Source organism: Neisseria sp. HMSC070A01, assembly GCF_001810165.1.
GTDB lineage: Bacteria > Pseudomonadota > Gammaproteobacteria > Burkholderiales > Neisseriaceae > Neisseria.
Genome location: NZ_KV800120.1, coordinates 443,155 through 468,475 on the forward strand (window position 1 = coordinate 443,155; position 25,321 = coordinate 468,475).

Genomic DNA, 25,321 nt, shown 5'->3' on the forward strand with positions numbered 1-25,321 from the left:
TGATAAAATTAATCAATAACGGAGTTTCACGAAATGAAAGGCGACATTGGCGTAATCGGCCTTGCCGTAATGGGGCAAAACCTGATTCTCAACATGAACGACAACGGCTTTAAAGTTGTCGCATACAACCGTACGACCAGCAAAGTAGATGATTTTTTAAACGGTGCAGCCAAAAATACCAATATTATCGGCGCATATTCACTGCAAGATTTGGTTGATAAATTAGAAAAACCGCGCAAAATCATGATGATGGTACGTGCCGGTTCTGTTGTTGACGATTTTATCGAACAACTCGTTCCGCTTTTGGACGAAGGCGACATTATTATTGACGGCGGCAATGCCAATTATCCCGATTCCACCCGCCGCACACACGAGCTGGCGGCAAAAGGCATCCGCTTTATCGGCGCAGGCGTTTCCGGCGGCGAAGAAGGCGCGCGTCACGGCCCGTCCATTATGCCCGGCGGCGACGAAGCCGCATGGCCTGCTGTCAAACCAATTTTCCAAGCGATTGCCGCCAAAACCCCGCAAGGCGAACCCTGCTGCGACTGGGTCGGCCGCGACGGCGCGGGCCATTTCGTCAAAATGGTGCACAACGGCATCGAATACGGCGATATGCAGTTGATTTGCGAAGCGTACCAATTCATGAAAGACGGCTTGGGTCTGAGCTACGATGAAATGCACCGCATTTTCAGCGAATGGAACCAAACCGAACTGAATTCTTATCTGGTTGAAATCACCGCCGCGATTTTGGGCTACAAAGATGAAAACGGCGAACCTTTGGTTGAAAAAATCCTCGATACCGCCGGTCAAAAAGGCACGGGCAAATGGACCGGCATCAACGCCCTCGATTTGGGTATCCCGTTGACCCTGATTTCCGAAGCCGTGTTTGCACGTTGCGTTTCTGCGTTCAAAGACCAACGCGTCCAAGCAAACAGCCTGTTTGGCAAAACCATTACCCCGATTGAAGGCGACAAAGCCGCATGGGTGGATGCTTTGCGCCAAGCCCTGTTGGCATCTAAAATTATTTCTTATGCACAAGGCTTCATGCTCATCCGCGAAGCCAGTGAAAACAATGATTGGGCATTGAATTACGGCAACACCGCCCTCTTGTGGCGTGAAGGCTGCATTATCCGCAGCGCCTTCTTGGGCAACATCCGCGACGCATACGAAGCCAATCCTGATTTGGTCTTCTTGGGTTCCGATCCTTATTTCAAAGGCGTATTGGAAACCTGTCTGCCTGCATGGCGCAAAGTGGTGGCCAAAGCGATCGAGTGCGGTATTCCGATGCCTTGCATGGCTTCTGCGATTACCTTCCTTGACGGCTACACTTCCGCGCGCCTGCCGGCCAACCTGTTGCAAGCCCAACGCGACTACTTCGGCGCGCACACCTACGAGCGTACCGACAAACCGCGTGGCGAATTCTTCCATACCAACTGGACAGGTAAAGGCGGCGATACCGCTTCAACCACATACGATATCTAATTTGCCCGGGCAAACAAAAGGCCGTCTGAGTATTTCAGACGGCCTTTTTATAGGGTTATCCACAATGAAGAATGAAATGATTTAATCTACTTGATAGATAACTTTATGAAATAAATAAAGATTAATAAAGGCCGTCTGAATGTTTCAGACGGCCTTTAAAATTGTTCACAACCTTATCAACAGGTTTTCCATAGATTAAACCAGATTTTGCGGATTGCCGGCTACGAAGCGGTTGATGTTGTCCAAAAGGATGTCAAACAGACGGTTGGCGGCCTCTTGGCTTGCCCATGCAATGTGTGGCGTGACGATGAGGTTGGGCAGTCGGGCTTTCAGCAGAGGGTTGCCGTCGCGCGGCGGCTCTTGTGTCAACACGTCAAAACCTGCACCGCCGATTTGGCCGTATTTCAACGCCGCAACCAAAGCGGCTTCATCGACCAAACCGCCGCGCCCGCAGTTGATGAGGATGGCGCCGGGTTTCATTTGCTGTAATTCGGCTTCGCCTATCATGTTGGCCGTTTGCGGCGTGAGCGGACAATTAAGCGACACGACATCGGCGGAGCGGATGGCTTCGTCAAAGGAAACATAGCCGTCGCGGACGCTTTGGGCATGTTTGTGTTCGGCGAACACGACATTCATTTTGAAAGCCTGTGCATAAGCTGCCAGCGTTTTACCGATATTGCCGCGACCGAAAATCGCCAGCGTTTTGCCGTTTAAATCGCGCATCGGTGCGCCGAGGTGGCAGAAAAACGGCGAGTTTTCCCACAAGCCCGCCGCAACGTCGCGCTGATAGGCAGGCAGGTTGCGCATCAGGGTAATCATCATCATAAACGCGTGTTCCGCCACGGATTCATTACCGTAAGCGCGGATATTGCACACGGCCGTGCCGTTTTGTTTGGCGGCCTCAACATCCACATTGTTGACGCCTGTCGCGGTAACGGCAACCAGCTTGAGTTGTGGATTTTCGGCAAATGCTTGGGCGGAAATCACGACTTTGTTGGTAATCACAATGTCCGCGCCGTGGATGCGCTCCAGCGTTTCGTGTGCTTCGGTTGTGCCGTAGCTGCTTAATGTGTGTGGAAAATCAAAGTCAAACGGGCGGTTGACGAGGGTATCGCTGTCGAGGACGACAATTTGGAGCGGATTCATAAAATTCCTATCAAAAATAAAATATCGATTTATAAAATCTAAATCAGGATAAAGGATTTAAAATATACGCGTTAGTTGATAATAATTATTATGTAGCGATTAAAACATCAATGTATCAGGAAAACAGCATGATTAAAACCATTACATTTGCTATTTTGCATTTCAGCGTCGCATTTAGTGTCGCCTATATTCTGACCGGCAGTATCGGCGTTTCCAGCGCGGTCGCTTTGGTCGAACCCATCGTCAATACCGTCGTCTTTTATTTTCACGAAAAAGCGTGGAACCGCTACGAGAAAAACAAATCCGACAAGCAAAAATTGTGGGTGCCTTTACATCAGTGCGGCTAAAGTTTCAGACGGCCTTTTGCTTGATCAAAACCGATTATGCCTTTGCGGTTCGTCTATCGCCATAAAAATGCCAAACCCTAAAATAGAGTAAGACTTTACGAAGGCCTCATGAAGGTAAAAATGCTAAAATACGCTATTCTTGCAAACCCATTCAGACGGCCTCAATGCTCACCGATTTAGAAAAAAATACCATCCGCGACCATTACCAAAACATCGGCAAAAATTTGCCCGGTTTCCGTCCGCGCGCTTCGCAGCGGGAAATGATTGCGGCGATTGCCAACGCTTTTTCGCGGACGTTGACGCGTGAAGAAGACGAAGAAGCGCCCAAACGCGAGGGTGAGAGCATTGCCGTGATCGAAGGGCCGACCGGTGTGGGTAAATCGTTGGCCTACCTTTTGGCCGGCGGCATCATGGCGCAGACGCGCGGCAAACGGTTGATCGTCAGCAGCGCGACGGTGGCTTTGCAGGAGCAGTTGGTTGACCGCGATTTGCCGTTTCTGGTCGAAAAAAGCGGTTTGGAGCTGACCTTTGCGCTTGCCAAGGGGCGCGGCCGTTATCTTTGCCCTTACAAACTCTATCAACTGACGCAAAACAATGCCCAGCAAAACCTGCTTGGTTTTGAAGCGCCGGAAGTGTTGTGGGATAGCAAACCCAAGCCGGAAGAATTGAACCTGCTGCGCGACATTGCCGATGAATTTTCCGCCCGCCGCTTTAATGGCGACCGCGACACTTGGCCGGAAAAAATCGATGACGCAATTTGGCTCAAAGTGACCAACGACCGCCACGGCTGCCTGAAATCCGCCTGTCCCAACCGTCCGGAATGCCCGTTTTACCTGGCGCGTGATGTTTTGGAAACCGTCGATGTCGTCGTTGCCAATCACGATCTTCTGCTTGCCGACATCAGCATGGGCGGCGGCGTGATTCTGCCTGCGCCCGAAAACAGTTTCTATTGCATAGACGAAGCGCACCACCTGCCCAAAAAAGCCCTCAGTCGTTTTGCCGCCGAACATTCATGGAATATTGCCGTTTGGACGCTGGAAAAATTGCCGCAGCTGACCGGCAAAATTGCCGCGCTCACCGATAAAGCCGAACTTGCCAACCTTGCCGACGAAGCTGCAACATCCTTGCTCGACAGCCTGCACGAATGGCAGTTTCACTTGGCGGAAGAGCCGTCTTTAAGTCTGGGGTCGTCTGAAAACGACAGGCGGAAACACAACGAACCGACTTGGCTGTGGGAAGACGGCAAAATCCCCGAAGGCCTGGAAACCACGGTTTCTAATACGGCCATTGCTGCACGCAGCCTGCTCAAACACGTTATCGGGCTGAACGATGCGCTTTCCGCCGCCCGCCGCGAAAAAGAACAGGACGGTGCGCTCATCGACCGCCTGACCAGCGAGTTCGGCCTTTTTATCGCCCGTATCGAACAAATCAGCGCGGTTTGGGATTTACTCTCCACCGTTCCCATCGAGGGCGAAGAGCCGTTGGCGAAATGGATAACCCGCCGTGCCGACGACAAAAACGACTATATTTTCAACGCCAGCCCCATCAGCAGCGCATCCCACCTTGCCAACAATCTGTGGCGGCGCGCGGCAGGTGCGGTGTTGACTTCGGCTACCCTGCAATCGCTCGGCAGCTTCAACCTGATTTTGCGTCAAACCGGCCTATTATGGCTGCCCGAAACCACCACGCTCGCTTTGGAAAGCCCGTTTAATTTCGATGCGCAAGGCGAGCTGTATATTCCGCCGGTGCACGCCAGCCCCAAAGATCCTGATGCGCATACGGCCGCTATTGTCGAATGGTTGCCGAAGCTGGTTTCGCCGGTTGAAGCCATCGGCACGCTGGTGTTGTTTTCCTCGCGCAAACAAATGCAGGACGTCGCCTTGCGCCTGCCTGACGAATATTTACCGCTTCTGCTTGTACAGGGCGAGTTGCCCAAGGCCGTTCTTTTACAAAGGCACCATCAAGCCATTGCCGAAGGCAAAGCCAGCATTATTTTCGGCCTCGACAGTTTTGCCGAAGGGCTCGACCTGCCCGGTACGGCCTGCGTGCAAGTCATTATTGCCAAGCTGCCGTTTGCCATGCCGGACAATCCCATCGAGAAAACCCAAAACCGCTGGATTGAACAACGCGGCGGCAATCCCTTTATCGAAATCACGGTGCCCGAAGCCAGCATCAAACTGATCCAAGCCGTCGGCCGCCTTATCCGTACCGAACAGGATTACGGCCGCGTGACCATCCTCGACAACCGCGTCAAAACGCAACGCTACGGCCAGCAATTATTGGCCTGTCTGCCGCCGTTTAAGCGGATAGGGTAGTTGTGGATAATTTAAAATAAAAGGCCGTCTGAAACCAAATGTTCAGACGGCCTTTTATTCTTTTCAAGCTATAAATCCAATTTCATGACGGATACGGTTTCCCCGTTGTGCCAAGTCTGGGTGATTTCTTTCCAGCCGAACTTTTCATACACAGCCTGCACATCCGGTGTATAGAGAAACAGATGCGGCAAACCCAGTTCGCGTGCTTTATCCAGACAAAACGAAACCAGCTGCCTGCCTACGCCCAAATCGCGAAATTGCGGCAAAACGAACACATCGCCCAGCCAATATTCGTATTCGGGAAAACACGCCATATCAAACCGCTTCAATGCCGCCGAGCCCATCAGCCGCCCTTCCTTATCCACAGCCGCAAACGCCAGCGGCAAGTTATCCCCATTAAGGCACTGCGCGTAATACGCACGGATTTTGTCCAGAGACGACCATGGCGCAAAATCGTGCCATTCCTCAAACAACGCGAGGGCTAAAGGCTCGACAAATTCAGGCTTCAGACGGCATATGTTCATAATTGGCTCCTCTTGTTGTACTGCATAGGGATTATTTTCACAGTATAGGCCGTCTGAAAGGTTAACACATCTTAAAAAATCAGCGTAAAACACGATAAACCCGCCGCCAGCCCCATTCAAATCACTTATAATTCTGCCCATACCGCACACAAACAAAAGAAGAACATCATGGCCAAGAAATTTCCCATTTTTCCGAAAAATCCCGAGCGTATCTGCTGGGGTTGCGACAAATACTGCAAAGAAGACGATTTGCAATGCGGCAACGGTTGCGAACGCATCCAACACCCCATCGAATTGGACGGCCGCGACTGGTATAAAAAAGGCGACTGGAGCAATTTGTTGAGCGAAGAGCAGCAAATCGAACTTGGACTGAAAGAAGCGCCCAAGCCGGCTAAACCGCATATCAAACTGCCTTTGAAAAACAAAACGGCTTAAACGGTATGCCGTAAACAAACGAGATAAAAAAAAGGCCGTCTGAAACCTGAAAAACAGGGTTTCAGACGGCCTTTGCGTTGTCGGATTATGCTTTCACATAATGCACAAACGCGTATTCGATGCCTTTGGCGGAAACATGGTTTTCCCGAGAGGCTTCTTGCCATGTTTCTGTGGAAAACTCAGGAAAAAACGCATCGCCGTCCACATCCAAACCGACTTCGGTCAAACGCAAATCGGTGGCAATCGGCAGGGCTTGTGCATAAATTTGTGCGCCGCCCATGATGATGACTTCTTCAACCCCCTGACACAAAGCTAGCGCATCTTCCAAAGAAGCCGCCGTTTGTGCGCCTTCGGCCTGATAATCTTGGCGGGTGATGACGATATTTTGACGACCGGGCAGCGGCTTGCGCGGCAGCGATTCCCATGTTTTGCGGCCCATAATGACGGGTTTGCCGGTGGTGTAGGATTTGAAAAAGGCAAAATCTTCGGGCAAATGCCAAGGCATGGTGTTGTTGATGCCTATACAGCGGCGGGCGGCGTAGGCGGCGATAAGGGTGATTTTCGGCATGATAAAATCCGTTTGTAAAATAAAATGATTATAGCGGAAGGGAGTCGGGAAGAACTGAATGCCCGATATTCTAAAAATGTTTCAATATTTATAAAATCAATATTCAAAATGCTTGATTTTGACAAAAATCATTTATTGTTCATTTTTTTAGGTATATGATAAATATCATACCAAATAAAAAAGGAAAGGAAAAAATGATGAGAACCCTCCGCATTTCTGCTTTGACTGCTTCCCTGTCTTTGATGTTGGCTGCCTGCGGCGGTGCAACAAGCGGCTTGTCGAATGCCGTTACCGAGCCGCTCAATCCGCATCCGAAAGGCGTGTTGTCTGTTGAATTGAACGAATCCGTCCCTGAAAACGGTACGTTGGAGCTGACGGCCAACGGTAAAACGCAAACCCTGCAAAAAGGCGGCAAACTTGATACCGGCTTTTTGAAAACCGATAAAGTATCCTCTTACGACTACGCCCAAAAAATCAAGGTAAACGGCCAAGTCATCACTTTGGAAACCGGCGACTTCCAAGTGTATAAACAAAATTATTCCACTGTTGCCGCGCGTTACGCCAAACAAAAAGCCGATGACGCAGGCAAGCTGCAAAACCTCGATACATACACATTCACCGTCGGCGAAGTCCAAGGCGATGAAACAGCGTATCGCAATTTGCCCAAACAAGGCAGCTATCAGTATTCGGGCATCGCGTTTAATGGCGACGACCGCAGTGGCCGTCTGAAATACACCGTGGATTTCGATAAAAAACAAGGTTACGGCAAAATCAGCAGCATGGCTTCCCACAATAATGTCGACCTGCTTGCCGCAGGCATTGCCAATAACAATGGCAAAGCCGCCATCAGCGGTAAAACCAGTTTGAGTGGTGTCGAAAACGGCCGTTATGATTTGAAACTCTTCGGCCCGCAGGCTGAAGAAATTGCCGGTAAGGCGCAAATCAAAGTTGGCGACTCTACCAAAGAAATCGGTTTGGCCGGTAAGAAAGAATAGGAAATAAGGCCGTCTGAACATTTCAGACGGCCTTATTGTGACAAAAAAAGCAACGGATCAAACCGTTGCTTTTTTCATGCCAACCTAAATTACAGGCTGCCCAAGATAATGCGCAATACGCGGCGCAACGGCTCGGCAGCACCCCACAAGAGTTGGTCGCCGACAGTGAACGCGCTGATGTATTCGCCGCCCATCTCCAGTTTGCGGATACGGCCGACAGGAACAGACAGCGTGCCGGTAACTTTGGCAGGCGTCAGCTCGTGAATGCTGGCTTCTTTTTCGTTGGGGATAACTTTCACCCAATCGTTTGCACCTGCCAAGATGGCTTCGATTTCAGAAACAGGCAGGTCTTTTTTCAGTTTCAGGGTGAGGGCTTGGCTGTGGCAGCGCATAGAGCCGATGCGTACGCACAAGCCGTCGATTACGGTCGGATTGTCGCTGCGGCCGAGGATTTTGTTGGTTTCCACGCCGCCCTTCCATTCTTCTTTGGACTGGCCATTACCCAAATCCACGTCAATCCAAGGAATCAGGCTGCCGGCGAGCGGTACGCCGAAGTTGGCTTTCGGATAGTCTTCGCTGCGCAGGAAATCGGACACTTTGCGGTCGATGTCGAGGATCGCGCTGGAAGGGTCGGCAAGCTCGTCTGCCACTTGGGCGTGAATCGCGCCCATGCCGCTGATGAGTTCGCGCATGTTTTTCGCACCCGCGCCGGAAGCGGCTTGGTAGGTCATGCTGGTTGCCCATTCGACCAAATCGTTTTGGAACAGGCCGCCCAAAGCCATCAGCATCAGGGAAACGGTGCAGTTGCCGCCGATGTAGTTTTTCACGCCGTTTTTGAGGCCGTTGTCGATGACGTTGCGGTTGACCGGGTCGAGGACGATAATCGCGTCGTCTTTCATGCGCAGGGAAGAAGCCGCGTCAACCCAGTATCCGTTCCAGCCGCTGTCGCGCAGGGGTTGGAACACGGATTTGGTGTAATCGCCGCCCTGACAGGTAACGATGATGTCCATTTTTGCCAATTTGGCAACATCGTTGGCATCCAACAATGTTTTGGCCGCCTGACCGAAATCAGGGGCAGCACCGCCGACGTTGGAAGTGGTAAAGAAAAACGCTTCGGGAATATGGGCGAAGTCGTTTTCTTCTTTCATACGCTGCATCAAAACAGAGCCGACCATACCGCGCCAGCCGACAAAACCTACTTTCATGTGTTACTCCTTACAAAGAAAATCCGGATAAGTTTATAGTGCATTAACAAAAATCGGAACGGCATCGCCTGCCGCTTTGTTCAGATTTTTGTTAACCCACTATAAAAAAGGGGAAAACAAACGTTTTAACGCCGTCTGCGGAAAATGTAAAGGTTTTTATCGAAAATTTTTAGAATGATAGGAAAATAGGTTAAGATGGCAATGAAATTGCATTTCATTAATGGTACAGAGGAAGATTAAATGAGCAAAATCAATTTGTCGGATTTGCCCCAAACAGAAATAGTAGATGTCCATATTGCTTCGCCGGGGGCGAGGGTTGCGGCATATTTGTTGAATAATCTGTTTACTTTTTTGATATGGTTGCCATTCATTGTGATGGTAGTTTTCACTTTAGATGAAAGCAAAGAATTAGTTTCGGAGTCTTCTCTTTCTAATACCCCTGAATATTTTGCCATAACATTTTTTATTTCTTTGGCTGTTTATTTGGTTTTCGGTATCTTCCAACTGTATTACATGAGCCGGGACGGTCAGTCTTTAGGTAAAAAAATTATGGGCATCCGCGTGTTAAAAAGTGACGGGAATAATCCAGGTTTTGAAGGAACAGTTTTAATCCGCGAAGTTGTTTGGGCGCTTGCTGTTGGTGTTGTGGTAACTATTGTATCGTTGGCAATAAGTGACACGGGTGGAAACCTGATTTCTCTGCTTATAGCCTTCATCAACTTCATCATGCTCTTTTCCGTCAAACGCGACCGCCGCACGCTCTACGATATGCTGGCCGATACGGTTGTCGTCAAATTGCCGCCGCGCCGATAAATCGCTTTTTTTGATAAAAAATTGGAGATTCCTTTACAAATATGCTCTTACGTGCTATTATTTAAGTGACTATTTAAAAGGAGTTAATAAATATGCGGCAAGGTATTCTTAAATAAACTGTCAATTTGATAGCGGGAACAAATAATTAGATGTCCTTTTTTAGGAGGGCTTAGTTTTTTGTACCCAGTTTAAGAATACCTTTATCATGTGATTCTAAAGTATCCAGAGAATATCTGTATGCTTTGTATACCTATGGTTATGCATAAAAATCCCAGTGATAAAAGTATTTATCACTGGGATTTTTATGCCCTTTTGGGTTTTTGAATGGAGGAAAATCACATGAAAATTATTAATATTGGAGTTTTAGCTCATGTTGATGCAGGAAAAACTACCTTAACAGAAAGCTTATTATATAACAGTGGAGCGATTACAGAATTAGGAAGCGTGGACAAAGGTACAACGAGGACGGATAATACGCTTTTAGAACGTCAGAGAGGAATTACAATTCAGACAGGAATAACCTCTTTTCAGTGGGAAAATACGAAGGTGAACATCATAGACACGCCAGGACATATGGATTTCTTAGCAGAAGTATATCGTTCATTATCAGTTTTAGATGGGGCAATTCTACTGATTTCTGCAAAAGATGGCGTACAAGCACAAACTCGTATATTATTTCATGCACTTAGGAAAATGGGGATTCCCACAATCTTTTTTATCAATAAGATTGACCAAAATGGAATTGATTTATCAACGGTTTATCAGGATATTAAAGAGAAACTTTCTGCCGAAATTGTAATCAAACAGAAGGTAGAACTGCATCCTAATATGCGTGTAATGAACTTTACCGAATCTGAACAATGGGATATGGTAATAGAAGGAAATGATTACCTTTTGGAGAAATATACGTCTGGGAAATTATTGGAAGCATTAGAACTCGAACAAGAGGAAAGCATAAGATTTCATAATTGTTCCCTGTTCCCTGTTTATCACGGAAGTGCAAAAAACAATATAGGGATTGATAACCTTATAGAAGTGATTACGAATAAATTTTATTCATCAACACATCGAGGTCAGTCTGAACTTTGCGGAAAAGTTTTCAAAATTGAGTATTCGGAAAAAAGACAGCGTCTTGCATATATACGTCTTTATAGTGGCGTACTGCATTTGCGAGATTCGGTTAGAATATCGGAAAAGGAAAAAATAAAAATTACAGAAATGTATACTTCAATAAATGGTGAATTATGTAAAATCGATAAGGCTTATTCCGGGGAAATTGTTATTTTGCAGAATGAGTTTTTGAAGTTAAATAGTGTTCTTGGAGATACAAAGCTATTGCCACAGAGAGAGAGAATTGAAAATCCCCTCCCTCTGCTGCAAACGACTGTTGAACCGAGCAAACCTCAACAAAGGGAAATGTTACTTGATGCACTTTTAGAAATCTCCGACAGTGACCCGCTTCTGCGATATTATGTGGATTCTGCGACACATGAAATCATACTTTCTTTCTTAGGGAAAGTACAAATGGAAGTGATTAGTGCACTGTTGCAAGAAAAGTATCATGTGGAGATAGAACTAAAAGAGCCTACAGTCATTTATATGGAGAGACCGTTAAAAAATGCAGAATATACCATTCACATCGAAGTGCCGCCAAATCCTTTCTGGGCTTCCATTGGTTTATCTGTATCACCGCTTCCGTTGGGAAGTGGAATGCAGTATGAGAGCTCGGTTTCTCTTGGATACTTAAATCAATCATTTCAAAATGCAGTTATGGAAGGGATACGCTATGGTTGCGAACAAGGATTATATGGTTGGAATGTGACGGATTGTAAAATCTGTTTTAAGTATGGCTTATACTATAGCCCTGTTAGTACCCCAGCAGATTTTCGGATGCTTGCTCCTATTGTATTGGAACAAGTCTTAAAAAAAGCTGGAACAGAATTGTTAGAGCCATATCTTAGTTTTAAAATTTATGCGCCACAGGAATATCTTTCACGAGCATACAACGATGCTCCTAAATATTGTGCGAACATCGTAGACACTCAATTGAAAAATAATGAGGTCATTCTTAGTGGAGAAATCCCTGCTCGGTGTATTCAAGAATATCGTAGTGATTTAACTTTCTTTACAAATGGACGTAGTGTTTGTTTAACAGAGTTAAAAGGGTACCATGTTACTACCGGTGAACCTGTTTGCCAGCCCCGTCGTCCAAATAGTCGGATAGATAAAGTACGATATATGTTCAATAAAATAACTTAGTGTATTTTATGTTTATGTAAAATCAGCACTTTCCAACATAGGCCGTCTGAAAAATCGCTTTCAGACGGCCTTTCGACACGCTATTGATTTCATGAAAAAACATTTGTACCGCATTACGCTCGTCAGCATTGCCGCGGCCATTCTTGCCGCCTGTCCGAGCAAAAGCATTAAAAACCTCCCCGAAACCGACACCAGCGTTATCAAAGGCCCTGACCGCCCCACCGGTACGCCCGATCCCGTCGGTACGACAGTGAGCGGGGGAGGAGCAAACTACACCGTAGTTTCCTACAACGAATTGCCGCACTGGGACCTCCAACACTTTACCAAAAGCCTGCAATCTTTCCGTTTAGGCTGTGAAAAACTTAAAAACCGCCAAGGCTGGCAGGACGTTTGTATCCAGGCCATGCAAACACCGGTGCACCATTTCCAAGCCAAGCACTTTTTCGAGCGCTATTTCACCGCATGGCGCGTCGATAACGGCGGCAATCCTGCCGGCACCATTACCGGTTATTACGAACCGGTCCTGCGCGGCGACGACAAATCCACGAGCCAATCCCGTTTCCCTATTTACGGCATTCCGAACGATTTTGTTTCCGTTCCGCTGGCTGCAAACTTGAGGGGCAGCAAAGCCACCGTCCGCATCCGCCAAACCGGCCCAAACAGCGGCGTCATCGACAACAGCGGCGCATACACGGCCGACTTGTCCAGATTCCCGATTACAGCACGCAGCACCGCGCTGAAAGGCCGTTTTGAAGGCAGCCGTTTCGTTCCTTACTACACCCGCAGCCAAATCAACGGCGGCGCGCTTAACGGCAAAGCGCCGATTTTGGGTTACGCAGATGATCCGGTCGAACTTTTCTTTATGCACATTCAAGGTTCAGGCCGTCTGAAAACGCCGTCCGGCAAATACATCCGTGTCGGATTTGCCGATAAAAACGAACATCCGTATGTTTCCATCGGCCGCTATATGGCGGACAAAGGCTATCTGCCGCTGGGTCAGACCAGCATGCAGGGCATCAAGGCCTATATGAAGCAAAACCCCGGCCGCCTTGCCGAAGTTTTGGGACAAAATCCAAGCTACGTCTTCTTCCGCGAGCTGACCGGCAGCGGCGATTCCGGCCCGGTGGGCGCATTGGGTACGCCGTTGATGGGCGAATACGCCGGTGCCATCGACCGTCACTACATCACGCTTGGCGCACCGTTATTTGTCGCCACTGCCCATCCGATCACCAAAAAAGCCCTCAACCGCTTAATTATGGCGCAAGATACCGGCAGCGCGATTAAAGGCGCAGTCCGTGTGGATTATTTCTGGGGCTATGGCGACGAAGCAGGCGAAGTGGCCGGTAAAATGAAAACCACCGGCTATGTATGGCAGCTCCTGCCCAACGGCATGAAACCGGAATATCGTCCATAAACAGCGGTTTTAAAAAAGGCCGTCTGAAACCAAGATTCAGGTTTCAGACGGCCTTTTTATTTCTATAAAAATGCGTCAGGTTTTTAAAACCTGGCGCGGTATGGGGACATACAGCTCGGACGGTAAGCCGGGTTCTGTCGCGGACAGTCATTCCTCTAGGCACATCATTGCTGGTGTGCTCAAGCAACCTACCCGAACGCTCGGCGAGCAGCGTCATCGCGTTCTGTTTGGTCTTGCTCCGAATGGGGTTTAGCCTGCTGCGCTTTGTTACCAAATGCACGGTGCGCTCTTACCGCACCTTTTCACCCTTACCTGTTTTGCCCGAAGGCAATCATCGGCGGTATTGCTTTCTGTTCCACTTTCCGTCGCGTTGCCGCGCCCGGCCGTTAGCCGGCATTCTGCTCTGTGGAGCCCGGACTTTCCTCCCCGTATGCCTTACGCGATACGCGGCGACTGTCTGTCCGACCTGTATGAGTCGCGGATTATAACACAGCCGCCATAGGGTTCAGATGGCCTAAATATTTATTTTTTCTTTTTAAATGCTATTTCGGTCAAACCCAATTCCTGTGCTTTTTTGCGGACTGCGGATTCGGGCATTTCGCGTGCCAGGCGGCTGGTGCAGTATTCAGTCATGGTGGTGGCGCAGGCTTTGAAGTTGCCGGTAAAGTCGCTGGCAGCACTTAAAAACGGGATGAGGCGGCCGGCCATGATTTCTTCGGCCGGTGCGTCTGTTTGGGCGGATACGCGTCCGGACTCGACCGCCGAGAAGATTTGTTCGGTAAAGCGTCGGGCGAAGTTTTCTTCTGTTTGGCAGTCTTGGAATGCGGTGTTTTCATGTTGGCAGACGAGGGTAACTTCGCCTTGAGCTTCTTGCAGCGGTTCGGCCAAATCGAGTTTGAGGGTTTGCTTGTCGGTTTGCAGCCAGGCGGTGCGGCCTTGGGTTTTGATGATTTTGCCGTAAACGCCGATGGCATCGTTTTGGGGGATGTTTTTCTGTTCGGCAAGTTGTTGGGCCGAGAATAAGGGGGCTTGTTCGGCAAATGCGCCGCCGGTTTCGTGTTTGAAGTAGGCGGCGAGGTCTTGTTTGATGAGGGCTTGGGTCAGCAGTTTTTCGCCTTCGGTCAGGCGGTGTGCGAAGCCGTGTGTTTTGGGGGCGGATGCGGCATCCGTGGTCTTGGTGTCCGGTGTGCAGGCGCTCAGGAGTAAAAACAGGGGAAGGATGTATTTCATGGTTGGTCTCTCAACAGGCCGTCTGAACCTATGGTTTCAAACGGTCAGCGTTGTTTATCGATAACGATAAACCCGGCGGGGATAAACGGGATAGGCCGGGTAATTGCGGACGGGTTCGCTGTCTTGATAGATGACGGTCGTCCCGGGCGGGGCGTTGATGGTCACGGTTTTGTTGACGGTGGTTTGCGAGTGGACGGGCAGGTCCAAGACGGCGGTGCGTCCATACGGGGTCTCGGTATAGACGCATGCGCTTAGAAAGATGGTGATGCTCAGGGCCAATGCCTTCATGTTTCAGACGGCCTCTTATTTGAGCAGGTTTTTCAAGGCCAGGCGTACGCCTTCGCCGACTTCCGTGCCTTTGGGAATGCTTTTGGTGGCGGCTTTGGCTTCGCGTTCGTTGTAGCCGAGGGCAAGCAGGGTGTTGATGATGTCTTGGCTTTCGTCGGCAACGGCATCAGGGGCAAACAGGCCGTCTGAAACGGTATGGGACACGAGTTTGCCGCGCAGTTCCAACACCATGCGTTCGGCGGTTTTTTTGCCGATGCCGGGGGCGGAGGAGAGGCGTTTGACGTCTTCTTCGGCGATGGCTTGCGCCAGCTCGTCGGCATTCATGGCAGACAAAATGCCCAATGCGGTTTTGGCACCGATGCCGCTGACTTTAACCAGTTGGCGGAAGGTGGCGCGTTCCTCGGCTGAGGCAAAACCAAACAGCAAATGCGCGTCTTCGCGGACGACAAGCTGGGTGTAGAGATGGACGGTTTCGCCAACGGAGGGCAGGTTGTAGAAAGTCTGCATGGAAACGTCGGCTTCATAACCGACGCCGTTGACGTCGATAACGACCTGTGGCGGATTTTTCTCAATCAATTTGCCTGTGAGCCTGCTGATCATGGTGTTCCCCTGTGATTAAAAAAGGCCGTCTGAAACCTTGCAATCGGGTTTCAGACGGCCTTGTATTGTATCAAACTTCAGCGGTAACGCGGACGAAATCAGATGGCGGATGCCAGGTTCAGATGACGGGCGCGTTCGCCTGCTTCGGCGGCACGTTCTTGGCTGCTGAACGGCCCCATTTTGACAACGTATTCGTAGTTGCGTTTTTCAAGCATGACTTTGCTGTCGGACGGCAGGCTTTGTGCGGCTTGGTTCAAATAAGCCTGCGCTTCGCGTTGGGTACCGAAGGATTTCAAATCAACAAAAAATTCTTTGTTGTTTGGGGAAATAATGGTTTGAGCGGCGGTTTGGCCGGGGATGATTTGTTCAACTTTAACGTTGGCCGTGCCTTGGTTGATGAAACCCAATTGTTGGGCGGCGGCTTTGGAAACATCGATGACGCGGTTGCCGTGGAAAGGGCCGCGGTCGTTGACGCGGACGATGACGCTTTTGCCGTTTTGCATATTGGTCACGCGTGCGTAGCTGGGAATAGGGAGGGTTTTGTGGGCGGCGGAGAGGGCGTTCATATTGTAACGCTCGCCGCTGGAAGTTTTACGGCCGTGGAATTGGCTGCCGTACCATGAGGCTTTGCCGGTTTGGCTGAAAGAGGAAACTTTGGTCAGCGGCGTGTAGCGTTTGCCGGCAACTTTGTAACTGCGGTTGGCAGAAGGATGCAGTTTTTCGACTCGGACCACACTGTCAGCGACGGCGGCATTGATGGAAAGGACGCCGATGGTGGCGGCGGCTAAGGAAAGGAGGGTTTTTTTAGTAAAAATCAAAACGGGTTCCGTTCTTGAGTTGATAACGCAGCGGTTTCAGACGGCCTGTTATACGCCGCCGGCAAAACCGTTTTGTCGCCATGCTTCAAACAGAATAACGGCGACGGTATTGGAAAGATTCATGCTCCTGCTGCCGGGCATCATCGGCAGGCGGATTTTTTGTCCGGCAGGCAGGCTGTCGAGAATTTCGGCAGGCAGGCCGCGCGTTTCGGGACCAAACAGCAACACGTCGCCTTCGCGGAAGGAAACTTCGTCGGGGCGGGTAGAGCCTTTGGTGGTCAGCGCGAAAATGCGGCGGCCTTCGAGTGCCTTGAGGCAGTCTTCGAAATTCTCATGTACCGTCAGTTTGGCAAACTCGTGATAATCCAAACCCGCGCGTTTCATTTTGGACGAATCCAGAGGGAAACCAAGCGGCTTGACCAAGTGCAAATCTGCACCGGTATTGGCGCACAGGCGGATGATATTGCCCGTATTAGGCGGGATTTCGGGTTGGTACAAAACTATGGTAAACATATAAATCAATCACTTATAGAGTGGCATAATGCCGAAATGTTCCATGGGTGTCAAAAACTTTAAGCTATTTTTTCATTGGCGGACGCGCCAAACTCCAGCAAAAAATCTTACCTGCGCCTGATTTTTTCAGCGTTTTCGCCAATTCGTCCAAAGTCGAGCCGGTGGTGAAGACATCGTCAATTAACAGAATATTACACGCCTTCGGCAATTCGGCTTTGATTTTAAATGCATTCTTGATATTTCGCCGACGTTCGTCGCTTTTCAGCGTACTTTGCGGCTCGCCATGCCGTCTGAAAACTGCGTGGCGCGGCAGCAGCGTCCAGCCGTAGCGTTTTGCCAAAATATCCGTCAACGCCTCGCTTTGGTTGAATCCGCGCTTGAGCCGCCGCTCTTTGCTCAAAGGCATGGGCAGGACGAAATCGAAGTGTTCCGCCGCCAGCCAGCCGGGTGCGTTTTGGCACATCAAATCCGCCAACGGACGGCTCATGCCCAAGTCGGCCAAGTGTTTCAGCTCGCGTATCATGCTGCTGACGGGCGGTTCGTAATACAGCGAGGCCCACATTCTATCAAATGCGGGCGGCTTTTTCTGACAACCGCCGCATACCGCCCCGCCCGTGACATGGCGGAAACACAAAGGACAGCTTTGTGCCGCGTCGATAAAATATTCCGTCAAATCGTTTGCGCAGCCTCGGCAAAGGCCGTCTGAAACGGAATCGTGGCATAATACGCAACGTCGCGCATTGAGCCGTTTCAAATTGCGCCACCAAGAAAGAACATTCATGCCACACTCCGCCAAAAAAGTTTATCTGATACACGGTTGGGCGGCGAACCGCCATGTATTCGACGATTTGATACCGCGCCTGCCTGCCGGTTGGGACGTCCGCGCGCTTGATTTGCCCGGACACGGCGATGCGCCTTTTGCCGAGCCGTTTGATATTGCCGCCGTTGCCGAAGCCTTCGCCGGACAAATCGACACGCCGGCACACATTCTCGGCTGGTCGCTGGGCGGACTGGTTGCCCTGTATCTGACCGCGCTTTATCCCGACAAAATCCGATCGCTCTGCCTGACGGCAAGTTTTGCCCGACTGACTGCCGACACGGATTATCCCGAAGGCTTGGCGCAACCTGCCTTGGGCAAGATGGTCGGCGCATTCCAACAGGATTATGCCAAACATATTAAGCAGTTTCTACAACTGCAACTGCTGCACACGCCCCATTCCGGCGAAATCTTAAACCGGGTGCTGCCCGATTTGGCGCGCTGCGGCACGCCTTCCGCCCTGCAGGCCGCGCTTGAAGCGGTCAACCATGCCGATGCGCGTCCGTTGTTGCCGCTGATTCAAACGCCGTCATTGCTGGTGTTTGGACAGAAAGACGCCATTACGCCGCCGCGCATGGGCGAATATTTACACCGCCATTTGAGCAACAGCGAGCTGGTCCTTATCGACAAAGCCGCACACGCGCCCTTTTTAAGCCATGCCGACGAATTTGCCGAAACCTACCGCAATTTTGTCGAAAAGGCCGTCTGAAACAGACTTCAACCATAAAAACAGAATATTACCGGGCAAAGCCCGCTGACACGACCCACCATGACCGAACAAGACAAACGCTGGCAAATTCACCGCCATCTCGCCCAAGACACCGACGAGCGCCTGCAGCTGGTCCGCAATGCACCCAAACGCATCATGCTGATTGGTGCCGATGCCGACATCAGCCGCAGCCTGCTGGCCGCGCGTTATCCCGACGCCGTGTTTGAAGAATACGATCCGAATGCCGACTTTTTGAAAACCGCCGCCGCCGCGCGCAAAGGCGGTTTCTGGCAGAAGCTGACCGGCAAAACCATTCCGCAACATTGCCAAGCCCTGACCGCGCCGCTGCCTGAAGCCGCCGCTGATATGTTGTGGGCCAACCTCAGCCTCAGCCGCGCCGACGATATTTTGCCGGTATTGAAAAACTGGGCCGCCGCTTTGAAAACCGACGGATTATTATTTTTCACGCACTTTGGCCGCGACAGCCTGACCGAGCTGACAGGCCGTCTGAACCATGAAGGCATCGAATGCGAAGCGCCCACGCTGATTGATATGCACGACTTGGGCGATATGCTCGCCGACAACGGCTTTTACGATCCGGTAACCGACACGGCCAAGCTTGAATTGAGCTATAAAAAAGCCGGGACGTTTTGGCAGGACATGGAAACCTTGGGATTGTGGAATGCGTTGAAGTTCAGCAATCCGCAAGCGGCTAAGGAATGTGTGGATAAGATTTTTGCCGACGAAGGCCGTCTGAACATCACGCTTGAAACCGTGTACGGCCATGCCGTGAAGAAATTGGTGTTGCCGCAAGGGGAGAACGTGGTGCAGTTTTTCCCGAAACGGCAGGGCTAGTTTGGCGGTTGTGGCGGTAGGGTCTACGCCGCGATGGCGTATTGTGGAATGCAGTTTGGCGTTTGTATCGATTGCCTGCGCTGTTTGACATGTATGAAAAAGGCCGTCTGAAAAGTTTTCAGACGGCCTTTTGTTTGATTCCAAATTAAGCCTGTTTGGCCGCCCATTCGGCCGGAGTGGCGGCAACGGAAATCGACAGCGCGTGCAATTCGTTGCTTTCGAGTTGCGGCTTGAGGCCGTCTTTAATCAGGCGGTGGCGGGCGAGGCGGGCTTTGCCTTCAAAGGAAGATGAAACGATTACGGCGAAGAAGTGATGGCCGTCGCCTTCGACTTCGACGTGTTCGCAAGGGGTAACGCCTTCAATCAGGGTTTTGACTTGTTCGGGTAAAAGCATGGGGGTTCCTTGGGAAATGGTTTGCTTGTAAAAGAGGGCATTATACCGAATCTTGATAAAAACAGGCCGTCTGAAAAACCAAACTTCGGATTTCAGACGGCCTCGGTCTTTTGAAGCGTCAAATGCTTATTCGTACACTTTCAGCAGCTCGACTTCAAAAATCAAAGTCGCGTGCGGAGGAATCACGCCGCCGGCACCGTGTGCGCCGTAGCCCATTTCGGAAGGAATGGTCAGCTTGCGTTTGCCGCCTTCTTTCATGCCGCCGAAGCCTTCGTCCCAACCTTTAATCACTTGGCCGACGCCCAGAGTGATGGTCAGCGGTTGACGGCGGTCGAGGCTGGAGTCGAACTTGGTACCGTCTTCCAACCAGCCGGTGTAATGTACGGTGATTTCTTTGCCTTTGACGGCTTCTTTGCCGTGGCCTTCTTGCAAGTCTTCAATAATCAGGCTCATGATGTTCCTTTCGGATGTATGGTGAAAATCGGCTCAAGATTACCATATTGTGCGCAATCGTGAAACAAAGCCGCCCATATGGCCGGCAGCAAAAAGGCCGTCTGAAACGGATTTTCAGACGGCCTTTGTTTTATGCTAACCCTTATTTGTTGTCAGGTTGGGATTTGACATCGTGGGAGACGGGCAGCTCAGGCATGGTTCGGGCAGACTCCGGAACATTGCCGGAGAGGGCTTTCAAGAAGGCAACGATGTTTTCAGTGTCTTCCGGAGCCAAGGTTTTACCCAATTGCGCTTTCGCCATGATGTTGACGGCTTTATCCAGTTCCCAAACGCTGCCGTTGTGGAAGTATGGATAGGTACGTTCGACGTTTCTCAAGCCGGGAACGCGGAAGAAGAATTCGTCTTCGGCTTTTTTGGTTACGTCCGCACGGCCTTTGTCGTGTTTAGGATCGTCGATGTGTTTCCAGTAAGGACCGTCCACCAAACCGAATTTTTGGAACATGGTACCGCCCAAGTTGACGCCGCTGTGACAAGCGATACAGCCGTTGTCCATAAATGCGCGTACACCTTTGCGTTCTTGTTCGCTCAGGGCAGATACGTTGCCTTTCAGGTAGTCGTCCCAACGGGTCGGGGTCAGCAGGGTACGTTCAAACGCGCCCAATGCAGTGGTAATGTTTTTGAAGGAAACCGCGCCGTCTTCAGGGAATGCGGCTTTGAATTTCTCTTGGTATTCAGGAATACCGGCGATTTTTGCGGCGGCATCGGCTTCGGAAGCGTTGGCCATTTCAACAGGGTTGAGCAATGGGCCGCCGGCTTGTTCTTCCACATCGGCTGCACGGCCGTCCCAGAATTGGCTGCCCAACAAGGCGGCATTCAGAGCAGTCGGGGAGTTACGGCCGCCGAATTGGCTTTTGTGGCCCGCGCTGGTCGGCATGTTGTCTACGCCGGCAGTTGCCAAGTTGTGGCAAGAGTTACAGCTGACGGTGTTGCCTTTGGACAGGCGGTTTTCGTACCAAAGTTGTTGGCCGAGTTTGACTTGTTCTTCGGTAAACGGACGGACTTTTTGCATTTCGGCTAGGTCAGGCAAAGGTTTGAACGTAGCTTGCGCGCGTTCCAACAGGGCTTTGTCTTCGTCAGAAACATCGGCAGAATTTTGAGGGGCTGAAACGGCGGCGGTGCTTGCGGCAGCATCGGCAGTGCTCGCGGCAGAAGCAGCTTGAGGAGTTTCAGTAGTTTGTGCAGTTTTCTCACCGCAGGCGGTCAACGCGGCAGAAACGGCCAAGGCCAGAACGATTTGGTGGAGTTTCAAACGTGGCATAGGAGGTTTCTTTATTATGCATTTGTTATGTAATGGTTTGCTGGTTGCGACAGCAGTATTTGAACTATATGAGATAAGTTGCTTTTGATTCTTGCTGTAAATCAACCTTTTATTTTTGATAAATTTTGAAAATATAACCGATAGAGAATTTTATACTATGAAACTTTTTTATTGTTTTTTTACAATTAGTTAATGTTTTTAAGGCCGTCTGAAAAAACAAAATTCAGACGGCCTTTTAGTTTTTATTGATTACGTTCGTTATTTTATTTTAAAAAATCTTAATAATTATAGGATTATTAAAAAATGAAAATAATTTGCGTTATTAAGCGTAAAGCGTTATAAATGCGTTAACAAATGAATGTTTCACTTTAGAGTTTTTTATGCTGATTGCTTTTTTGATTATGCTGCGCGAGGGCATCGAAGCCGCCCTGATCGTCGGCATTGTTGCCAGTTTTTTAAAACAGTCGGGACACAGCGAGCTGATGCCGAAGGTTTGGCTGGGCGTGTTTTTGGCTGCGGCCATGTGTTTGGGTATCGGTTACGGCATTCATTCCGTTACGGGCGAGATTCCGCAAAAAGAACAGGAATTGGTGGTCGGCGTCATCGGCCTGGTGGCCGTGGCGATGCTGACGTACATGATTTTGTGGATGAAGAAGGCCGCGCGTTCGATGAAACAGCATCTGCAGGATTCTGTTCAGACGGCCTTGAACCACGGCAGCGGCCAGGGCTGGGCCTTGGTCGGCATGGCGTTTTTGGCCGTGGCGCGCGAAGGTTTGGAAAGCGTGTTTTTCCTGCTTGCCGTGTTCCAGCAAAGCCCGACGTGGTCTATGCCGATAGGCGCGGTATTGGGGCTGCTGGCGGCGGTTGTCATCGGTACGCTGATTTATCAGGGCGGTATGCGCCTGAACTTGGCGAAGTTTTTCCGTTGGACGGGCGCGTTTTTGATTGTGGTGGCGGCCGGTCTGTTGGCCGGTTCGTTTCGCGCGCTGCATGAGGCTGGCGTATGGAATGCGATGCAGGACATCGCTTTCGACACCTCGAAATATTTGCATGAAGACAGCCCTTTAGGCGTGCTGCTCGGCGGTTTCTTCGGCTATACCGACCATCCGACCGAAGGCGAAGTCCTGATTTGGCTGCTGTATCTGGTTCCCGTCATGATTTGGTCTTTGCGCGGCAGCGCTCCGGCAAAAACGTTAACTAAATAAAAAGGAATGAAAATGAAAAAATTCAATCTGACTGCTTTGTCTGTAATGCTGGCTCTGGGTTTGACCGCGTGTCAGCCGCCTGAAGCCGAAAAAGCCGCGCCTGCCGCTTCAGGTGCATCCGCTGCCGCCAATGCCGACGGTTCGGTCAATATCGGTGTGAACGATACTGCCTGCGAACCGATGGAATTGACCGTCCCCAGCGGCCAAGTCGTGTTCAACATCAAAAACGACAGCGGCCGCAAGCTGGAATGGGAAATCCTGAAAGGCGTGATGGTGGTGGACGAGCGTGAAAACATCGCCCCGGGTTTATCCGACAAAATGACCGTTACCCTGCTGCCGGGCGAATACGAAATGACTTGCGGCCTGTTGACCAATCCGCGCGGTAAGCTGATTGTTACCGACAGCGGCTTCAAAGACACTGCCAACGAAGCCGATTTGGAAAAACTGGCGCAACCTTTGGCCGACTATAAAGCTTACGTTCAAGGCGAGGTTAAAGAGCTGGTGGCGAAAACCAAAACCTTTACCGAAGCCGTTAAAGCCGGCGACATTGAAAAGGCCAAATCCCTGTTTGCCGCCACCCGCGTCCATTACGAACGCATCGAACCGATTGCCGAGCTTTTCAGCGAACTCGACCCCGTCATCGATGCGCGTGAAGACGACTTCAAAGACGGCGCGAAAGATGCCGGGTTTACTGGGTTCCACCGTATCGAACACGCCCTTTGGGTAGAAAAAGACGTATCCGGCGTGAAGGAAATTGCAGCGAAACTGATGACCGATGTCGAAGCACTGCAAAAAGAAATCGACGCATTGGCGTTTCCTCCGGGTAAGGTGGTCGGCGGCGCGTCCGAACTGATTGAAGAAGTGGCCGGCAGCAAAATCAGCGGCGAAGAAGACCGTTACAGCCATACCGACTTGAGCGACTTCCAAGCTAATGTGGAAGGCTCCAAAAAAATCGTTGATTTGTTCCGTCCGCTGATCGAAGCCAAAGACAAAGCGTTGTTGGAAAAAACCGATGCCAACTTCAAACAGGTTGAAGACATTTTGGCGAAATACAAAACCCCGAACGGTTTCGAGCTGTACGACAAATTGAGCGAAGAAGACCGCAAAGCCCTGCAGGCGCCGATTAATGCCTTGGCAGAAGATTTGGCCAAACTGCGCGGCATTTTGGGTTTGAAATAAGATAACGCGTTTTCAGGCGGCCTTTGGATATTGAAAGGCCGTCTGAATCTTATTGTCTCCCACACAAAATATGCTTGAAAACCAACCTTACTTCACACGATTGCAATCTTTCCGTTCCCTGCCAAGGAGCAGACCATGAGCCAAAACAAACAACCGGCACAACCCGAAAAACGAACCCTTTTCAAAACTGCCCTTGCCGCCGGCGCTATCGGCGTTGCCGGTTATTTTGCCGGTAAAAAACAAGGCGAAGCCGCCGCCGATACCCAAAACAACCAACATTCCGAGCTGGCCTATCCGTGTTACGGCGAGCATCAGGCAGGCATCGTCACGCCACACCAGCTCTTCGGCATCATGTGTGCCTTTGACGTTACCGCCAAAGACGCCAAACAACTTGAAAACCTGTTCCGCACCCTGACCGCCCGCATCGAATTCCTTACCCAAGGCGGCGAATACCAAGACGGCGACGACAAGCTCCCGCCTGCGGGCAGCGGCATCCTCGGCAAACAATTCCGCCCCGACGGATTGACGGTTACCGTCGGCGTCGGCAGCAGCCTCTTTGACGATCGCTTCGGCCTCAAAGACAAAAAGCCGAAACACCTGCAGGAAATGCGCGACTTTCCTAACGACAAACTCCAAAAATCTTGGTGCGACGGCGACCTCAGCCTGCAAATTTGCGCGTTTTCCCCCGAAACCTGCCAAGCCGCCCTGCGCGACATCATCAAAAACACCGCCCAGTTTGCCGTGATCCGTTGGAGCATAGACGGTTGGCTCCCTAAAGCCGAACCCGGCGCCATTGCCGCGCGCAACCTTTTAGGTTTCCGCGACGGCTCCGGCAATCCCAAAGTCGAAGATCCCAAAGTCGCCGATCAAGTCCTGTGGACGGGCGTTGCCGCCAACAGCTTGGACGAACCGGCATGGGCGAAAAACGGCAGCTATCAGGCCGTCCGCCTCATCCGCCACTTTGTCGAGTTTTGGGACCGCACCCCGATGCAGGAACAAACCGATATTTTCGGCCGGCGCAAATACAGCGGCGCGCCCATGGACGGTAAAAAAGAGGGCGACACCGCCGATTTTGCCAAAGACCCCGACGGCAAAATCACGCCCAAAGACAGCCATATGCGCCTTGCCAATCCGCGCGATCCGGAGTTTATGAAAAAACACCTGCTCTACCGCCGCGCCTTCAACTACTCGCGCGGCCTCGCCGCCAACGGCCAGCTCGATGTCGGCCTGATTTTCATCTGCTATCAGGCCAACCTTGCCGACGGCTTCATCTTCGTGCAAAACCTGCTTAACGGCGAGCCGCTGGAGGAATACATCAGCCCGTTTGGCGGCGGCTATTTCTTCGTCCTGCCGGGTGTCGAAAAAGGCAGCTTCCTCGGCAAAGAGCTTTTGGGCGTATAAATCCGCCGATGGTTTGAATAGATAAAAAGGCCGTCTGA

The 25,321-nt window shown here is 50.6% G+C and carries 27 protein-coding genes and 1 other RNA gene; 14 read left to right on the top strand and 14 right to left on the bottom strand.

Annotation, left to right across the window (positions count from 1 at the left end; all coding sequences use genetic code 11):
- The first annotated feature begins 33 nt into the window (after positions 1-33).
- Complete coding sequence (gene gnd, locus HMPREF2711_RS05225; RefSeq protein WP_003747739.1) at positions 34-1,482, top strand: decarboxylating NADP(+)-dependent phosphogluconate dehydrogenase; 1,449 nt, start codon at positions 34-36, stop codon at positions 1,480-1,482.
- 195 nt (positions 1,483-1,677) lie between these two features.
- Here gnd and HMPREF2711_RS05230 read toward each other — a convergent pair whose 3' ends face one another.
- A complete protein-coding gene (locus HMPREF2711_RS05230) occupies positions 1,678-2,628 on the bottom strand; it encodes a D-2-hydroxyacid dehydrogenase (RefSeq protein WP_070615719.1) in 951 nt (316 codons plus the stop codon).
- A 128-nt stretch (positions 2,629-2,756) separates the two neighbouring features.
- On the opposite strand from HMPREF2711_RS05230, the gene HMPREF2711_RS05235 reads away from it, so the two are divergent.
- Together HMPREF2711_RS05235 and dinG are read left to right on the top strand one after the other, a co-directional pair.
- On the top strand, positions 2,757-2,975 hold the full coding sequence (locus tag HMPREF2711_RS05235) for a DUF2061 domain-containing protein (RefSeq protein WP_003686746.1): 219 nt from the start codon (positions 2,757-2,759) through the stop codon (positions 2,973-2,975).
- Positions 2,976-3,139: 164 nt separating this feature from the next.
- A complete protein-coding gene (gene dinG / locus HMPREF2711_RS05240) occupies positions 3,140-5,290 on the top strand; it encodes an ATP-dependent DNA helicase DinG (protein ID WP_070615721.1) in 2,151 nt (716 codons plus the stop codon).
- Positions 5,291-5,358: 68 nt separating this feature from the next.
- Here the strand turns inward: dinG and HMPREF2711_RS05245 are convergent, their stop codons facing one another.
- Positions 5,359-5,814, bottom strand: coding sequence for a GNAT family N-acetyltransferase (locus HMPREF2711_RS05245; protein WP_070615723.1), 456 nt, complete (start codon positions 5,812-5,814; stop codon positions 5,359-5,361).
- 168 nt (positions 5,815-5,982) lie between these two features.
- Between HMPREF2711_RS05245 and HMPREF2711_RS05250 the strand changes: the two genes are divergently transcribed.
- On the top strand, positions 5,983-6,249 hold the full coding sequence (locus HMPREF2711_RS05250) for a DUF3079 domain-containing protein (RefSeq protein ID WP_003686685.1): 267 nt from the start codon (positions 5,983-5,985) through the stop codon (positions 6,247-6,249).
- Between the two features lie 85 nt (positions 6,250-6,334).
- On the opposite strand, the gene HMPREF2711_RS05255 is transcribed toward HMPREF2711_RS05250, so the two are convergent.
- A complete protein-coding gene (locus tag HMPREF2711_RS05255) occupies positions 6,335-6,817 on the bottom strand; it encodes a dihydrofolate reductase (protein ID WP_049349171.1) in 483 nt (160 codons plus the stop codon).
- A 197-nt stretch (positions 6,818-7,014) separates the two neighbouring features.
- On the opposite strand from HMPREF2711_RS05255, the gene HMPREF2711_RS05260 reads away from it, so the two are divergent.
- On the top strand, positions 7,015-7,812 hold the full coding sequence (locus tag HMPREF2711_RS05260) for a factor H-binding protein (protein WP_070615725.1): 798 nt from the start codon (positions 7,015-7,017) through the stop codon (positions 7,810-7,812).
- A gap of 89 nt (positions 7,813-7,901) precedes the next feature.
- Here HMPREF2711_RS05260 and asd read toward each other — a convergent pair whose 3' ends face one another.
- Positions 7,902-9,017, bottom strand: a complete 1,116-nt coding sequence (asd, locus tag HMPREF2711_RS05265; RefSeq protein WP_070606570.1) for an aspartate-semialdehyde dehydrogenase — start codon at positions 9,015-9,017, stop codon at positions 7,902-7,904.
- Positions 9,018-9,257: 240 nt separating this feature from the next.
- On the opposite strand from asd, the gene HMPREF2711_RS05270 reads away from it, so the two are divergent.
- The 4 genes from HMPREF2711_RS05270 to HMPREF2711_RS05280 all read left to right on the top strand — a co-directional run bounded on the left by HMPREF2711_RS05270 (position 9,258) and on the right by HMPREF2711_RS05280 (position 13,503).
- On the top strand, positions 9,258-9,830 hold the full coding sequence (locus HMPREF2711_RS05270) for an RDD family protein (RefSeq protein WP_070587859.1): 573 nt from the start codon (positions 9,258-9,260) through the stop codon (positions 9,828-9,830).
- Positions 9,831-10,037: 207 nt separating this feature from the next.
- The gene (locus HMPREF2711_RS10845) at positions 10,038-10,154 is read left to right on the top strand and encodes a tetracycline resistance determinant leader peptide (protein ID WP_001791010.1); all 117 of its coding nucleotides are present in this window, start codon (positions 10,038-10,040) and stop codon (positions 10,152-10,154) included.
- Positions 10,155-10,169: 15 nt separating this feature from the next.
- Positions 10,170-12,089, top strand: coding sequence for a tetracycline resistance ribosomal protection protein Tet(M) (gene tet(M) / locus HMPREF2711_RS05275; RefSeq protein WP_063856397.1), 1,920 nt, complete (start codon positions 10,170-10,172; stop codon positions 12,087-12,089).
- 91 nt (positions 12,090-12,180) lie between these two features.
- Positions 12,181-13,503, top strand: coding sequence for a murein transglycosylase A (locus HMPREF2711_RS05280; RefSeq protein WP_049344924.1), 1,323 nt, complete (start codon positions 12,181-12,183; stop codon positions 13,501-13,503).
- Positions 13,504-13,610: 107 nt separating this feature from the next.
- Here HMPREF2711_RS05280 and rnpB read toward each other — a convergent pair.
- The 7 genes from rnpB to HMPREF2711_RS05315 form a co-directional block, all read right to left on the bottom strand.
- An RNA gene (gene rnpB / locus HMPREF2711_RS05285) (RNase P RNA component class A) lies at positions 13,611-13,972 on the bottom strand.
- A gap of 53 nt (positions 13,973-14,025) precedes the next feature.
- Positions 14,026-14,733 (bottom strand): hypothetical protein, encoded by a 708-nt coding sequence (locus tag HMPREF2711_RS05290; RefSeq protein ID WP_070615726.1) that lies wholly within the window; start codon positions 14,731-14,733, stop codon positions 14,026-14,028.
- Between the two features lie 54 nt (positions 14,734-14,787).
- Positions 14,788-15,021: a methionine-binding protein gene (locus HMPREF2711_RS05295; protein ID WP_070615728.1), complete on the bottom strand. Its 234-nt coding sequence runs from the start codon at positions 15,019-15,021 to the stop codon at positions 14,788-14,790.
- A 15-nt stretch (positions 15,022-15,036) separates the two neighbouring features.
- A complete protein-coding gene (gene ruvA / locus HMPREF2711_RS05300) occupies positions 15,037-15,621 on the bottom strand; it encodes a Holliday junction branch migration protein RuvA (RefSeq protein ID WP_070615730.1) in 585 nt (194 codons plus the stop codon).
- A gap of 98 nt (positions 15,622-15,719) precedes the next feature.
- The gene (locus HMPREF2711_RS05305) at positions 15,720-16,439 is read right to left on the bottom strand and encodes a septal ring lytic transglycosylase RlpA family protein (protein ID WP_070615732.1); all 720 of its coding nucleotides are present in this window, start codon (positions 16,437-16,439) and stop codon (positions 15,720-15,722) included.
- Positions 16,440-16,487: 48 nt separating this feature from the next.
- Complete coding sequence (gene trmL, locus HMPREF2711_RS05310; protein ID WP_036492475.1) at positions 16,488-16,952, bottom strand: tRNA (uridine(34)/cytosine(34)/5-carboxymethylaminomethyluridine(34)-2'-O)-methyltransferase TrmL; 465 nt, start codon at positions 16,950-16,952, stop codon at positions 16,488-16,490.
- Positions 16,953-17,016: 64 nt separating this feature from the next.
- Positions 17,017-17,733: a ComF family protein gene (locus HMPREF2711_RS05315; RefSeq protein ID WP_003747707.1), complete on the bottom strand. Its 717-nt coding sequence runs from the start codon at positions 17,731-17,733 to the stop codon at positions 17,017-17,019.
- Between HMPREF2711_RS05315 and bioH the strand changes: the two genes are divergently transcribed.
- Together bioH and HMPREF2711_RS05325 are read left to right on the top strand one after the other, a co-directional pair.
- Positions 17,732-18,478, top strand: a complete 747-nt coding sequence (bioH, locus tag HMPREF2711_RS05320; protein ID WP_070615734.1) for a pimeloyl-ACP methyl ester esterase BioH — start codon at positions 17,732-17,734, stop codon at positions 18,476-18,478. The genes HMPREF2711_RS05315 and bioH overlap by 2 nt on opposite strands.
- A gap of 60 nt (positions 18,479-18,538) precedes the next feature.
- Positions 18,539-19,333, top strand: a complete 795-nt coding sequence (locus HMPREF2711_RS05325; protein ID WP_070615736.1) for a class I SAM-dependent methyltransferase — start codon at positions 18,539-18,541, stop codon at positions 19,331-19,333.
- A gap of 145 nt (positions 19,334-19,478) precedes the next feature.
- Here HMPREF2711_RS05325 and HMPREF2711_RS05330 read toward each other — a convergent pair whose 3' ends face one another.
- The 3 genes from HMPREF2711_RS05330 to HMPREF2711_RS05340 form a co-directional block, all read right to left on the bottom strand.
- Positions 19,479-19,727: a BolA family protein gene (locus tag HMPREF2711_RS05330; protein ID WP_003686612.1), complete on the bottom strand. Its 249-nt coding sequence runs from the start codon at positions 19,725-19,727 to the stop codon at positions 19,479-19,481.
- A 126-nt stretch (positions 19,728-19,853) separates the two neighbouring features.
- Complete coding sequence (locus tag HMPREF2711_RS05335) at positions 19,854-20,183, bottom strand: FKBP-type peptidyl-prolyl cis-trans isomerase (RefSeq protein WP_094192864.1); 330 nt, start codon at positions 20,181-20,183, stop codon at positions 19,854-19,856.
- A 139-nt stretch (positions 20,184-20,322) separates the two neighbouring features.
- Positions 20,323-21,498 carry a cytochrome-c peroxidase gene (locus tag HMPREF2711_RS05340; RefSeq protein ID WP_004519215.1) on the bottom strand — a complete coding sequence of 392 codons (1,176 nt, stop codon included), beginning with the start codon at positions 21,496-21,498 and terminating at the stop codon, positions 20,323-20,325.
- A gap of 380 nt (positions 21,499-21,878) precedes the next feature.
- Between HMPREF2711_RS05340 and efeU the strand changes: the two genes are divergently transcribed.
- The 3 genes from efeU to efeB all read left to right on the top strand — a co-directional run bounded on the left by efeU (position 21,879) and on the right by efeB (position 25,283).
- Positions 21,879-22,703: an iron uptake transporter permease EfeU gene (gene efeU, locus HMPREF2711_RS05345; protein WP_070615738.1), complete on the top strand. Its 825-nt coding sequence runs from the start codon at positions 21,879-21,881 to the stop codon at positions 22,701-22,703.
- Positions 22,704-22,715: 12 nt separating this feature from the next.
- A complete protein-coding gene (efeO, locus tag HMPREF2711_RS05350; RefSeq protein ID WP_004519217.1) occupies positions 22,716-23,882 on the top strand; it encodes an iron uptake system protein EfeO in 1,167 nt (388 codons plus the stop codon).
- 135 nt (positions 23,883-24,017) lie between these two features.
- Entirely contained in the window at positions 24,018-25,283 is a 1,266-nt protein-coding gene (gene efeB / locus HMPREF2711_RS05355; RefSeq protein WP_070615740.1) for an iron uptake transporter deferrochelatase/peroxidase subunit, read from the top strand.
- The last annotated feature ends 38 nt before the right edge of the window (positions 25,284-25,321 follow it).